This window comes from Pseudomonas sp. PNPG3, assembly GCF_023093815.1.
In the GTDB taxonomy this organism is placed as follows: domain Bacteria; phylum Pseudomonadota; class Gammaproteobacteria; order Pseudomonadales; family Pseudomonadaceae; genus Aquipseudomonas; species Aquipseudomonas asiatica.
The window spans coordinates 1-14,698 of sequence record NZ_JALLKV010000086.1; the positions used below are offsets into that span (position 1 = coordinate 1).

Annotated in this window: 4 protein-coding genes; all 4 read right to left on the bottom strand. The window is 56.9% G+C overall.

Annotated elements, in window-relative coordinates:
* Positions 1-294 precede the first annotated feature (294 nt).
* Genes MJ643_RS29090 through MJ643_RS29105 form a run of 4 tightly spaced genes read right to left on the bottom strand, consistent with a single transcriptional unit; the run spans position 295 to position 14,643 of the window.
* On the bottom strand, positions 295-2,343 hold the full coding sequence (locus tag MJ643_RS29090) for a hypothetical protein (protein WP_247727192.1): 2,049 nt from the start codon (positions 2,341-2,343) through the stop codon (positions 295-297).
* A 10-nt stretch (positions 2,344-2,353) separates the two neighbouring features.
* A complete protein-coding gene (locus tag MJ643_RS29095) occupies positions 2,354-5,914 on the bottom strand; it encodes a DEAD/DEAH box helicase family protein (RefSeq protein ID WP_247727193.1) in 3,561 nt (1,186 codons plus the stop codon).
* A gap of 9 nt (positions 5,915-5,923) precedes the next feature.
* Positions 5,924-8,701, bottom strand: a complete 2,778-nt coding sequence (locus MJ643_RS29100; protein ID WP_247727194.1) for a hypothetical protein — start codon at positions 8,699-8,701, stop codon at positions 5,924-5,926.
* A gap of 2 nt (positions 8,702-8,703) precedes the next feature.
* Positions 8,704-14,643, bottom strand: a complete 5,940-nt coding sequence (locus tag MJ643_RS29105; protein WP_247727195.1) for a hypothetical protein — start codon at positions 14,641-14,643, stop codon at positions 8,704-8,706.
* Between the last annotated feature and the right edge of the window lie 55 nt (positions 14,644-14,698).

Consider the following 14,698-nt stretch of genomic DNA (forward strand, 5'->3'; position numbering starts at 1 on the left):
CACAGCATCCGGGATTAGCTAAACGATTTGAATGTTGGGTTAATGGAGCAGTTACAGACCTTTCCAAGCCATGAGCGATTACCAGCTAAAAGCGATTGGTGAAGTGCTTCATACATTTCATTGAGGGCGACTCGTCGGTTCTCTTTCTCCAGGCGCTCTGTGTATTCGATGGCTTCATCCAAGACCAGCATGGCGTCGGCAAGTCTTCGGTCTTTGTGCGTGTTGCCGCTGTTCGACTGTCGTAACAGAAGTCAGGTTGAGTTCGTGACCTGACTTCTGTTGCGGTCAGTGAGGTTACGGTGCAGGCGCTTCCCAGTAGCCTTTGCGGATGAACAGCGAGCCTTCCCGATTGGCAGGCCCGCCGTGAATGTAGGCGCGAGACAGCCCCTGATTGAAGGTTTCGCAACCGATTTCGATCTGCACGCAGCCGCTGCACGAGTTGCCGACGTCGGTGCAGACAGGGTCGAAGGCGCAGTTGAAGGCAAACATGCTTGCGTCGTCAAACCAGGACTGCAGGTAGTGCTGGAACAGGGTCAGCAGCCCTCCCGCGGTGTAGTTTTGGACTGACGACACGTACAGAATTACCGACAAATCCATGGGGATCAGGTATTCCTGGATGCTCTTGGAGTCGTACCCGGTATGGCGTCGCGCAGTCAGCATGAGCGCATGGCTGATCGAGTGCAGCAGATTGAAGGGGGCGCCCTCTTCAGGATTGCGTGCCGGGATTTCCCGGGCTGCCTTGCCTGGGTGCATGGCCAGGACGTGATAGTGGCTCAGCAGGTGGGCGTGACTGCGAGCTTTGTCATCGAGTACGTCGTCGCCTGGCGATTCGAGGTATGCCGAGTCAATACACCACCTGAGTACCTTGCGAGGATCCAGACGGATCCACAAGGCTTCAGTTTTCGCCGACATCGCGTAGATCGATGTTTTGCCTTTCATGCCCTCATCGACGCGATCGGCAAAGGCGTTGAGCACCACAGGAGGTGCCTCAGGGTTGATCGTCGGCGTGCTTCGCTCCCGTGAGTACCCCAGCGTAGCCAAGACCACTCGAAGATCGGGGATGTGAGTGATCGAATCGATCCCATAGCGTTCTTGAACGCTTTGCCACTGGATAGCTAGTAAGTCCTTTTGTGCGATATCCGTGGTTTCTTGGATCTCCTGCTCGATCGTCTTGCCTTGAACGTCATGGGGCAAGAAGACTGCTTCGAGTGTGCGCCGATTGCCGACCAACTCGATCAGTGTGGTGAGCTCCGGGATGAGGTCACGTACCGTACGGAAGCATCCGGAAGAGGCGGCGAGCTTGCCTTCTATCTCGGCCACTTCCTTCCGAGCGGAGTCCAGCACGATGGCCATGTCGTCGTCATCTGCGGCCATGAGTTCGAACTTCGCGATGCTGAGCTTTTTTCGCTCCAGCAGCGAACGCAGGGCGGCCTGTTCATCTGCATCACCAACGTTGGTCGAGAGCAGTAGGGCAAGCTTCTGCTCAAGCTCACGACCAGACAACCGTTTTAGCAGCGCGAGCGCCACGCCCTCGGAGACATCCTGGGCCAAGCCCTCTGCGCCCTCTGGGGCGTTTTGCAGGCATTGCAGGAGGCTTGCAATGAGCTTGCCCCTGTCTTCGCTTAATGCGATGTACTGGGTGCTCTGGGCATAGAATGATTCACCACTGGTGAGAGGCGTGCCGCGCTTCTGAATCTCGGCGCCGAACAAAGCGCTGCAGGCAGGGCAATCGTCCTGGTATGACCCCGACAGTTTCTCTCCGGTCTCCACGTCGAAAAACGAAGAGTGAAAGAACGTGCCCGCATCCTTGTAACCGATGTTGCTGGATCGACGGGCAGGGTGCGGGATGTGCACGGGGCTTGCATACCCGCAGCGATGCACTGAAACGTAAGGGAGCTGGATCATTTCTCCCGAACAACCTTTGCGTTTGCAAGGGATGAAGCTTCTACCGTTGTGCTGTCTGATCCGGGACTGCATTTTTGAGAGCGTCCGGTCTTCTGGTTCACGAGCATCGTAGAAATCGAGCACCTTGCATCGTTTGCAGGTGAGGATCAGCGGTGCTGGCGAGACGAAGATTTCTGATGGAGATTGGATTTCCAGTCGCTTCTTTTCCGCGGCGGTCATGAAGGTTGGGTCGACTTCTCCACCGGCGCTTTCCCAGTCGTGCACGAATGTCAGGACAGCTTCGCGCAGCTGCTCCTTATCAACGCCTTCCAGCGCTGTGCCGCTGTTGTTGAGGATACCCATGACTCGTCCGTACGCCTGATTTCGCAGGCGGGTATAGGCCCCTGGGAGGAAGGCTTCCCTGAATAGTCGGCTGCGGCTTACATATTCCTTGTCCATGCTTCCTTCCTCACCTGGCCATAGCCATGAATACTTGATCCGCCGCACCGTTGACCGGCTTGATCACAATCTGGTTTTCGATATCGCGGAATGAGCGGAAGGGGGCGTACCCGAAGATGTCACCCAAGGCGTCACTCAGCGTTTGATCGGTCTTGCTGCCTGGCCACCGCTCCAGCTCGAAGAACGCATTGTCGACCCGGCTAACTAGCGCGGTGTTGAAGCCGGTGATGACACGTGAGTCGAACGTGTCGACCAACGCTGCCGGGATGCGCAGAGCATTGATCACAATGTTCTTGATCTCGGAGGCTGCCGCTTTGCCTTTGTCGCTTCGCAGCAACGTGACGAGGTCTTTCACCCTGTGGCTCAAGTCGCCTCCCCAGCGTTGCTGCGGGGCCCAATTGAGCAGCACCGCGGACATCACGCCGGGTAATGTGCGGTCGATGATGTTGGGCGCGAAGCGGTTGATCGGCACCGAGTCCACCAGGCGGTCAAGGAACGTGTGGTAGTCACCGAAGTTCATGAACACACCCGACTCGAACAGCTGGTGAGATGACAGCACGCAGAGCACGATGCCAGGGTGCACGCGTCCACTACGTGCAGAGGCCTGAATGTACTCTGCAGTCGATTTTGGCCAGCCTGCGACGATCATGAAGTTCAGTTCTGCAATGTCGACACCGTGCGAGACGACGCTGGTGGCAATGATGTGCCGGCAAGTGTCATCTGCATCCTTGGTTTCTACATGGCGAATGGCGTCGAGGATCATGTCCAGGCGGGTCTCGCCATCTAGGAGCCGTGCCTTACGTTCAGCACCGGTCTTGCTGTTAACCTCCTCCATGTAGCGCATAATTTCGGTGATGCTGCGCTTGCTGTTGGCATACACCAGATCGGTGTTCAGGTTTTTCTCGATGTAGAGCAAGGCATCTTGGCTCTGGCCGCTGGTTAGACCAATCGCCTTCAGCAGTTTCGCGTCTGCATGTGCCAGCTTGTCCCGCCAATCGTCTACCTGATCCAGGAAGCGAGAACTGGCCTCAGCCACGGCTTTCATGGCCACGCGGCCTCGACCGATGGGGAGAATCCCGGCAAACCAGCGTCGAATCAGGTGAGAGCCTGTCTCATCATCTTTCGCTTTGCGGGCATAGAAGGACTCGCCTTGATTGACGCCCGGGGCTGGGAAACGAACGGCATTGCGCAAGTACAGGTGGTGAATGTGGTCATCGAAGTCTTTGATGGTCGCTGTTGCTGAGAGCACTTTGGGCGCTCGACCGCCATGGCTGATTTGCAGGGTGCTGAGCAAGGTTTCGTAGTGGGCGTCGAAGTTGCCCAAGGACTCTCGAAGCAGGTGCAGCTCGTCCTGTACCAGCAAGGAGAAGCCCGGGTCTTTCATGAGGGCTGTGGGCACGACCCTGATCGTGCTCGTGCGGGTATTGTTGCCGCAATCCAGGGCCTCCCATTTTTCAGCGCGCTGCTCGATGCGGCGGTGTTCGCATTTGGATCGCTGGGAGAATCCGTGCTCAGGGCAGAAGTAGCGCGCACCGCCAAAGAAGTTCACGAAACGATGGTTGTGACCGATGACGGCGAGCTTGTCCACTGTGCCGACCAGGACGGAAGGCAGGTACCGATAGCACTCTTCATCCGAGACGTAGATACCGATCTCACCCCGTATGCCCTCGCCATGTTCTCCCAGTTCGGCCTGGCAGTTTGACCAGCACTCGGGGTTGCTGCAGACATGCTTGATACGCGCGCGAGCCATGTCGGTGGCAATGCTGATGGAGTCCGCAGTACCGCAATATGGGCAGTCAGTGATGAATTGGTACGACTTGAGGCGCTCTTCGCTGAACGATGGCAGGAAGCCCTTCTGCACGTCTTCGCCATAGGTACTACTGACCCGGTTTGGTGTGCCTTCACCGGTGTAGTATCCGATAGTGAAAGGCCAGCCGTTCAGACGCTCGCGCTGACGCAGAATATTGGTCTGGGCGAGGACGTAGGAAAGCCGTTGGAACTGCTGAACGGACAGCATTCGTAACGGGAATCTGAGCCAGGCTGTGGTGCCGAAATCTCGCCCCTTCAGTCGGCCATAAAGCAACGCCATGCTGATGATGCCGAGGTAGGCTTCCGTCTTGCCACCCCCGGTGGCGAACCACAGCACGTCTGCTGTTTCCATGCTTCCACGAAGCTCATCTGGCGTGGCGTGCCGTTCGTAGATCGACCGTATCTGCGAGAGAATGAAGCCGAGCTGGAACAGGTGCCATCCGGTGAACTTTTTCCCCTGGATCATGATGGCTGCGCCCATGGCTTCGTTCATCCACTGGAAGCATTGGCGCAGGTCGTCATGTTTGCGCAGGAGCTCAACGCCGTCTCGGATTCGACGGATCTCCTCCTGAAAGGCATCACGGTCAGCGAGAGCCACTTCCTTGTCTGCCATCAGCCTGGCTGACTCCAAATCGCTGATTCGGGTTGCCCACTCCCCAAGGTAGCGCTCTTGGGTTTTCAGGAAGCTGTCGCACACCTTGAGTGGATCACGTGCGAGCATTTCATAGCTCGGCGCATAGTCCATATCCACTTCTTCAGGTGACGGGGCATCAACACGGGGCTGCGCGGAAGTCGGCATCCCATCCGTCATGAACAGCTTATTTTCCACCTCAACGACTGCGCAGCTAATGCCGTATCCTGGCAGTCCATCATCATCGCGGTAACGGTACTCTTCCGGCTGCAGGCGGTGAGGCACCTTGTAATTCTCGCCGGCAACGAGCTTGCTGAGAAGGCGAGCATCGAGCAGATAGGGTGAGTCGACACCAAACGCCCGAGCGTGGTCAGTGGTCGTCTGGTTCTCCAGGAACACCTCAAGCAGGAAGCTGCCCTGCGCGTTCGCGCCGAATGCTGATGGAGTCGGACGCAGACGTGCGCGCAGGTTGATTGAGTAGTTGAGGATCGCATTGCGGTCTTCGGCGATCTGCTCGTGTACGGTGCGGTTCAAGCTCGTCTGATCGAGCAGAGCGGTGTCGCTCCAGTTGTAGCCAAATCTCGCGTTGCCATTTGCATTTGTGTGGCAACGCCGCATGACCCGCGGATCGCTAATCCATCGCTGTTGTTCCGCATTCAGCACGGCGTTGATTGCTGCTTTCCCTGATACCCACTCGTTGGGCCTTCCGGGATCAAGATCCAGCATGATTGATGAGAAGCTCACCGTGTAGCGCTTGAACGCCTGGGGTAAGGTTTGCCCCCTTCTTGGCGAGCCTGCATCGAGTACCAGGTTCTCTTCAACACTACGCAAGTCGGGAATGTAGCGGTGCACCACGTCGAATTGGCCGCTCAGTTCACACTTGATCCTGCCTTCCTTGTCGGGTGAGACCAAAAGCACGATGCCGATCGAGTTTGGTGGTTGCGGCCCGGTATAGGCCGGATCTGGAGCTGCACCCAGGCAACCAACCAAACTGACGCGACTGGGTTCGATGCCGTCGTACAGCTTGCCGTCTTGGGGCAGGACATCGACGTCTTTGTCGCTCAGTCGCAGGCGCATCTCATCAAGAAAAGCAGCCGTCAGGCCCATTTTTTCCCGGTAATTGAGAGCCATGATTCATCCTTAAGATTGTGTGGTTTCCAGATGCTTGCCGGCGTGATGGATGACGAGCAGCTTGTCATCGGCATCCCAGTCGAAATGAATGCGCAACGTCCGTGAGGGATCGCGCGCTTTTCCAAGGCAGAAGTGCCTGTCCATGTTCGCGGGTTTGCCTTTGTACTGGCGGTTGTCCGCGTACATGCCCATCGTCACCGCGGACATTTTGGGTACAAAGTCGATGCTCTCTTGCTTGAAATGCTCAAGCACATCATGGAGGCGGCCCGTGTTCGTGCTGTAGTGGTCGTACAGCTTGGTGGCCATCAATGACAAGCACGCCCGGAATTTCGGGTGGTCACGGTAAACCGAGTCCCGCAGGGATTTGATAGCCGGGTTGGTCATGTAGATTCGCCCAGGATGCGCGTCCGTAACCCCTGAGGCGATGTCGATCAAGTCTTCCTCTTTCGAGGAAATGGCTTGGGTAGTCGCCACGCGAATCGACTTCACCACCGCAAGTTCGATCATGTCGTCGAAGGCCCGTCCATCCAGGGTCAGTTCGCCGATCTCGACCGTGGTTGCACCTGCACTTCGTTCCAGAATGGCCTTGCGCAACTGTTTCCCCACCTGCTGGTGAGCAGTGCGTACGTGCTCGATGGCGTTAGCTACCAAAAGTGCAGCGTTCTCTGGGTTCTTTGCGCCAGAAAGGCGGGCGAATACGGTAACTGCTGCTCGGTCGCGGGGCCCATAGACCTTGTGGCGATACCAGTTGCCTACTGTTGCGTCGCAGACCTTCACCTTGCCCTTGCGCAACTGGGCTTGTACCTGGGCGACCGTCAGTCGCGCAGAGACCTTGTCGACCATGGTTCTCCACCGGTTGGCGGCCCTGAGGAACTGCTGCATACCCTCCGAAAGAGCCACCATATCGAATAGCTTTTCTTGGGTGGCAATGCGCTCATCAGTGTGCCGGAGCAAGATGATGTGATCACCCTCACTCAGCTCGTCCGCAGGCGTTAGATGGATTTCCTCATCCCGAAGCACAAGCACCGGTCGTGTTTTGCTCCAGGGCAACTCGCTCTGCGAGTTTTCGAGGGAGATCCAGATCAGGTCTGGAGTCAAGGCCTCGCCACTTTGCACTGGAGCCGTAGGCTCAGCGGGTTGTTCCATGAGCATGTCCAACCAATTGCTGTAGTCCATCTCCAGTGGGATGGAGGCTTCTCGCTCTCTGGACGGGTAGTGGCTGCAATCTATGGTGTTGGTCACGTTCAGCGACAGGGACGGTGGAAGCGTATCGATATCGCTGCATCGACGACTGCTCCAGCCGAGCAGCCAGTGAGTCAGCTTGTCGCCATCGAGACGGCTCTGAACGCCGTGTTTTGCCCACCACAATTGCAACATGCGCTCTACAAATGGCTTTTCATACTCGTAGGCGGGGATGGTCAACCGGCGACAGGGCGTTGCCAGCCAGTGCTGTCGATTTGGCCAAAGCATCCCCGTGATGATCACTTCATCGACAGCCCCGGAGAACTGTCGATAGGCTTTCACACCGTCCATTGCGGTTATCTGAACGGTCTCGCTCCAGCCTTCGTCGAGTTCAGTGTCGAGCCAGTTCTCCAAGGCTGCTACTTCATGGGGGCTGCCGCACAGCACCAACGTATAGGCCTTGTTTGTGCAGCAGACTTTGAGGTGCTTCAGCAGCCAGCTCGCTTTGCCTGTAATGGACTGCATGAGCAGTTGATGCAGGTTTCTCAGCTGCTGAATCAGACCGCGGGAGCCCATTTCGGACTCACCAAATAGACAGCTTCCCTTCTCGGCGATTTGTAGCCACCGCTCCAGGCAGCGAACAGGAAAAAGTCCCGGTCGGGTCGCTGCCTGTAAGGCTTGCTCAAGATAGGAAAGGGGGACGGGCAATTCGTTTAGGCTGCGAAAGACTTTCCCGATGATTGCCAGCCGCTCTTTCAGCACGGCGTCCTTGCGATCCAGGTCACGGCGCAAGCCAAAGAAGCGATCAGCAAGCTGCGAGAGCTCCGTGTTTGCTCGACGATCCTGGATCACGTTCAGCATGAACTGAGAGTCGGATCTGGCAGGGGATGTCAGAGCCACTTTATCTTCAAGCCGCATCACCCATAGATGACTGCGTGTTCCGTTCGAGCGCATCCTCTCCAAGGCGTCGCTGTCTCCGAGGGAGAGCAGCGTGATTCGGGGGACGTCAGGGAAGCTTTCCGAGAGTGCGCTGTCTACGGCAGCGCTGTTTTCATTGCCTCCCCGCGTCCCATCCACGACCAGGACGAAGGGTTTGCTTCCTTTACCAATCGCCTCGACCAGTTCCATCACGTCCGAGGAGCCGTCCACGACCAGGGTTTGGGACGCGGATGCCTTGTTGCGCTTGAGGTCGGAAGTACGCAATACGCGAGCGCGTAAAGCCGCCACACGCGAAAGGTCGTGGAAGCCTATACGGGGTCGGGAAATGAATACGATGTCCGGACACTGCTCCATGTTGCCGGGGTTGAGCCAGGGCGAGCGTATGCCCCCCTGCAAGGAATCCAGGCGGATTCGATGCAGATAGACCATCAGCCGAGTGATGCCTTCCCCGCCCATCAGTGGCAGTGCAATTGCCACTGACTGACCGTATTTCAGGGCGCGCCCGACCACCGCGAAACTTGCACACTCGGCTTCATCAGGCGCCGGCAACTTGATTGATGACCACGCTTCTGAAGCAGGATGGAGCAGTTCACCGGCTGGAACGGCGCCCCAGGCTCCTCGCATCACCTGCACCCAGTCTGATTGACTTGTTGTTTGCTGGGTCATGATCAGGCCTTGGCTTCTTGAGGGGTATTGATGAGCAGGGCGGCCTTGATGCTCTGAGGGATGCGGTAGAAGTTCTTTTTCTGAACGCGGCAAGGCTCAATCAGGCGCAGACGGGTCAGCCAGCGAAGCGCTTGCTGTGGATCGACATCCCCATAGTCGTCCATCAGTTGCAGCTCAATATCCTCTTCATCAAAGCGTTCCTGCTCACAGAGCGCGCTCAGCACATGCCGCCCCCAGCTCACTGCGGTTACGCCGGTTTTGCCGAGGAATTCCTCCATGCTCTTTGGCTTGGCACTGAGTACCGAGGTATAGGCCGCACCGAAGCCGCTCACTTTGACCACATCTTGCTTCTTCTTCTTGGCCGCCAGCAGCCTATCCAGAGAGAAGTACCAGCCCTGGCTGTAGCTTTCCAGGGTATTAGTCGATGTGGAGGTATTCTCAAGGTTGAGCTTGTTCAGCAGATGAGCCAGTGCGGTCTTCTTCCAGATATCCAGGGCAATGAAAGGCTGCATGGTCTCCCGACCCTGGGTAAGCTGAGGGTTCGACTCCCACTGCCACAGGGCGCGTGGCGACATCAGGAAGATGACACGTACACGGTTGCGCTTGGCATTGGTGCTCAATCGCGCTTCGTGCGCTACGTCCAGCAGATCCAACATCATGCTGATCGGCTGCTCGCCGGTGATCTCCACAAAGAACATGATGTTCTTGCGAAGCGCCTGAACACCGATGACGCTTTCGACCAGTTGCTTCTTGAACTCGCTGGCGGAGCCGAGATCGGTGTCTTTCTTATGGGCTGGGACGTAGCGACCAGAATTCTGGTTGGTAGTCAGAGCAGGCTCTTCTTCCCCGATCGCCAAGAGAGACTCAAGCATCCAATGAGGATCCAGCCCCAAGGCCTCCGATCCGGTGATGATGCCCACGGAGTAGTTCGACGAGCGTGCCTCAATAGCGCCAAACGTAGGCTTTTCGCGCACCTCTTCGCTGATGAGCAGTTTCTCGTCTCGCAGCGTGAGCGGGGAGGGGCGTGGTGCGTTAATCGGGTAGGCATGGGCGGACAATGGATCGTTCTCATTGATCGCATCCACAGCAACCAACAGCTTGTCTTCAATGTTCTGCTGGCCACCAACCAGGTTCATGATGTTGGCGTTGCGCAGCGCATACTCCTTGCCGCCCTCGGTACGTCGCATGTACTGCAGTACGCCAAGGCCGCACAGTTCATCCAGGAACGCCTCAAACTGCGCATCGGTCATCGGCTCGAAGATGTGCGGAGCCCACTCTTGAACAATAAGTTTTGCGCGGCTGGGAGAGAAGCTACTGGTGCTTTGTGAGATCAGGCTATAGGCGATCAGCTTGTAGCGCAGGTCAAGGTTCAGCGTGATGTCGAATCGGTCGCAGATGAGCTGTCGAATGTTCGGATCTTTGCGGATCTGTTCAATGTCATCAGCGGTGATCGTGACCGAGCCAACGCGGCCCTTGTGCCTCGCGTTCAGGGTCTGAATCAGTTCATGACAGACAATGTGGATCAGGCCGGGATGGCGGTTTGTCTCGACAAGAATCCTGTTCATGAGCAAAGGATTTTCGAACTCGTAGCCCAAATGCCCCAGTGGCTCGCGAATGAGCTGAAGCGCCTCGGCAGGACTCATGATCGATACCTGGATAGCGCTGCCGAGCTGGTGCAGTGGGTAGTTCGGGGCGTCAGCGAACCGGCGCACGTTTTCCAGGCCCGCGATGACGACCTTGAATCGACCGTTGCTGTTGTTAACCAGGCCGCTGAGCTCACGGAAAATCCGGAATCCGTTGGCAGCATCGAGCCCCAGGATCGGGTCGATCTCGTCGAGACAAACCATGAGTGCGTCGGGGTTGTCCTTGGAGAAGTAATCCCGCAGCTCATCGACCATGCCGTCAGCGTCAGAGGGATACGAGTTCTTGATCAGGCCACTGGTCACTGCAGAGTGGTAGATCATCTGCCAGACACGGTTCCGGTGTTTTTCCAGCTCATTACCGGAGAGGTTGGCGCGATCTAGGTCTCCATCCATCTGGTACAAGAAAGCATGGTGACGCTGTTCAGGGTTGTGGAACCAGCGCTGTGTTTCATTGAGCAGCGTTGTCTTACCCAGCTGGCGTCCACCAAAAATCATGGCGGCGCCATTGCGCATGGTGGTAAGCGACTTGATGTCGTTTTGGCGACCATAACGCATCTCCGGTGGTGCCGGCTGCATCTGGTTGCCGGTGTACGGGTTGCTGAACGTCCAGGGCAGGCTGAGCTGCAAGAAGGTCTTGAGCCGCTGGTGGTCGGAAACACCAAGGCCGGCGAGCATGGTCATCAGAACAGGGTCAACATGGAGCAGCGCATGCTTGTTCTGTTTTGAGAACTTGGCAAGTTCATTACGCTCTTCGTTCGAAAGCTCCTTTGCCGAAATCAGCACCGTCCGGTCGTGCAGGAACTGAGTCTGCTCGGTCAGCAGCGTGCGAAGCTCGCCGATCGTCCACTCGCCGTTGGCGAGCAAGATGTTGATAGCTTGCTCTTCCGATTTCTGGCTGAAGAACACGATCCCACGTCCTGTATCGCGTCGCTTCACGTTCAGGGTCAGGTGGGTAATGTGGCTTCTCGAAGAGAAGGTTGTGCGCTGCGAGATCGCACTGCTAAAGGCGGGCGTGGTGGCCTCAAGCCCCAACGCATGCAGGATGCGCACAAGCTCATCGTAGGTCGTTTTGTCCAACGTTTTGACGCGACGACGTAGGCTGATCAGATCCTCGATCGCCAGCTTGAAGCAGGAAGGCAAGGCGTCCAAAGACAAGCCGTTCACGTTCGCGCTCGAAAGGTGGCGGATCACTTCACGCGGGTTGCGGTGCTGGCTTAGCATCGCGTGGAGCTGAGGTTCCAGCAAAAGGAATCGCTTGAGCAGTTCAGTGCCGGATTCGGCGTCGCTATGCAGTCCCTCGCCTTTTTCCAGTGAGTGCTTGAGGTGCTCAAGCATCTCCTCGGCGACGGTCGTGTCGTGCGAGTTGAGTGCCGTTCGGATCTGCTCCTGCCAGGCTGCAGGCACCCACTCCGTTCCGCGCTCGACCAAGGCCTGGTTGACCAGTACATCCAGGGACGCTTCAAGTTCCTGCTTCTTGGCCGTGAACTTGGTCACGATGCTCGACTCAAGGGCGTCCAGGCTGCGGTGAATCTCGCCCAGGTCATCCAGCGCCCTGAGGCTCTTGAGCTGATCTTGAAGGTGCTCTAGTTCACCGCGCAGTTGATAGTGACGCTCATCGTCGATCAGTGAGGCGATGTTGGCATTGTCCAACAGCCCCCTCATCTGGTCGCTCCGCAGGTTGCACTGGCGAACCTCTTCCGAGAACAGGCGCTTGATTGCTTCGATGTTCTCCGTCATCGAGCCCTTGTAGACATCTTCATGGTTGAGCGTCAGAAGCAGGGCGTGTCGGAAGTTCTTTCGATCCAGCGCTTGGTCGGCGAGATCCAGATCGCTCATGCCGTTTTCAAGCAGGTGGGTCAGGTGCGCCAGTTGGTGATGAGCATCATCATCTGTCGAGGCGGCCAGCCATTCCGATGGCCACTGAAGCCAACCACTGATTCGAGAGATCTCCCAGATCGAATCCTCGTGACGTTCTGCCACACTGTTAATGCGTCGCAGCACGCTGATGGCAAGCAGCAATCCGGCTTGCTGCTCTGGGTCTTCGGTATTCTGGAAGCGTTGCTCCAGGTGCGCACAAGCCGTCGTGAGCATCGTGAGGAAGCGTGGAGCGAACTTACTGACTTCACTGGTGCGCTGGCCCAACAAGCTGTGGCTTTCGACCCAGCGGTCGGCAACGTCTACGATCTCATCGATCGAGCGCAGGAACCAGTTTTTGGCATTGCCTTCGATCTGCGAAGCGGCGTTGCTTTCGTTCATCATCTTGAGGATTTCAGCCGTCATCAGTCGAGACTGCTCATCCTTGTCTCGATACTGGTCGGCAAACGCACGCACCTCATCTATCCGCGAAGGATCATCTTTGGTGATGCTCTCATACGCGAGGGTGAAGTCCTCACGTGCCAGGCACTCCTTCATCGCCTTGCGTGCCGGGGCCCAGCCAGTCTGCTTGTTGAGAATGCGGTCTTGCCATTCAACGAGGCGAGCCGCAAGTCTTTCGCGCGCTTCTTTGTCGTTCCTAGTAGGTTGCTCCCGCAAGGTGTCTACGTCCATGCGAGTATTGTGGCTGGAGAAGCTGACCACTTCCTCGATCAGTCTGGCGACTGGGCCATCGAAGTTGCTGATGACTGAGGAGAGTAGGCGCGGTGCGTTCGTCATCATGCCAAAGAACAACGTCGGCTGAAGCGTGGCGGCGAACACCAGATAGGGGACAACCCGACCGCCTGGACGTCGGTAGATCCAGCTCTCGATGATCTCAGAGGACAGCTGGTGCAGGCTATGCTGAACCCGGGTGACGGTTGCAGAATCACCACGCCAGACATGCATGCCGTGGTAGGCCGCCTGAACCAATGGTAGCGACAGCAGATCACCCGCAACGCCCATTCGCCCGGCGATCTCAAGGGTCTTACTGGCCAGTGGGAGCTCCCCACGCTTGAGCCACAGCATTGCAATGTTTTCCACCGCAATGGCGGGGATAACATCCATTGTCTGCTGGCAATGCTCAAGCCGCTCGCGGGCTTCCTGTGGATTATTGAAGAAATGAGAGACGTTGACTTCGTCTTCCACCGGTTCGGGTGATGTTTGCTCCTGCGCGATGTGATCGTCTGCAGAGTTGTCAGCCGCACCTGTGGTCGTGGTTGGCTCCTCAATGTCGGCAACAGGGGGAAGCGCGGGCTCGTCCGATACAACGATCTCAGGCTCATCTATCGGTTCGCGAACAGGTTCAGGTGCAGCAGACTGTTGTGGCTCGTCAGAGACACCAGGCGCTGGGTCATCTGGGGTCACTTCATCCGCAGTCTGTTCCGTTGGTGCAATCTCAGGTTGCTCATCAATAAGGGCTGCGCTTTCTGTATCGGAATGATCGAGGATGGGATCATTTACCCGGCCATCCGACAGTGAGTTTGACCATGCCTTGAGCGCCACTTTGGCTGAGGGGTGGAAGGCCTGCGATGTCAGTGCAAATTCTTCGTCGTCTGCTGAAAGCATTTCGAGCTGGTAACCAGGCGGCAACAGCAGATCCAACCCCTCCTGTTCCACCTCTTGATGCTGCCTGTTGTTCTTGGCACGAGACTCTTCTGCTTCGGTGATCTTGCTGCGCAGATCGCCTTTCTCGCGGAAATTGGCAGTCTTGAGCTTTTCAGTAAAGTCTGTCAGATCGCTCTCGATTTGAGCACAGAGCGCTTCTGTCTCTGCGAGGCGAGCCTTGATCTCAACGGAGTCTCTCTCTTTCTCTTCGGTCAAATCGGCCAGGAAGGATTCAGGCACCTCATCCTTCAGGCGTTCGTTGAAGTACTCCAGCCAGGCCGCTCTAAAGGCCGACAGGAACTCCTCATCTTCGAAGTCTTGCAGTGACAGCTCGCGGCCTATTTGGATCAGGACGTCGATGCACTCACCCAGAATCTTACGAATGGCGTCCTCTGAGAGCGAGTACTCCTCCCTCAGGCGAGGAAGATTTGAGATGATCAGAGCTTCGATCTGCTCGGCGTAACAGAGATTGCCGCCATCAGTTTTAGCCTGCTGGGCTAGCTGGAAAAGTTCGGCATAGAGGTCGTACAGAGAGAGCGGGGATGCGGACAATGGCTCGATAGCGCATTCGGCATTATCTACCTCATCTTCCGAAACGATCACGCCTCCCTGCCTGGCATTTCTTTCATCTGCCAACAAGGTGGTGTAGTGCTTCATCAAATCCGGTTGACGCGTCACGAAAACGCCAAGGAGTTCGTTACCAAAGGGAGTAGCCACGGCATACGCCCCGTCAGCTAGTGCTCGTCTCTGATCACTGCTCAACTCATCCCAGTTGGCCAACTGAATCGCCCCGGGTTTCGTGGAGGCCGTTTCGTTTAAGTCAGGCCGCAATGGC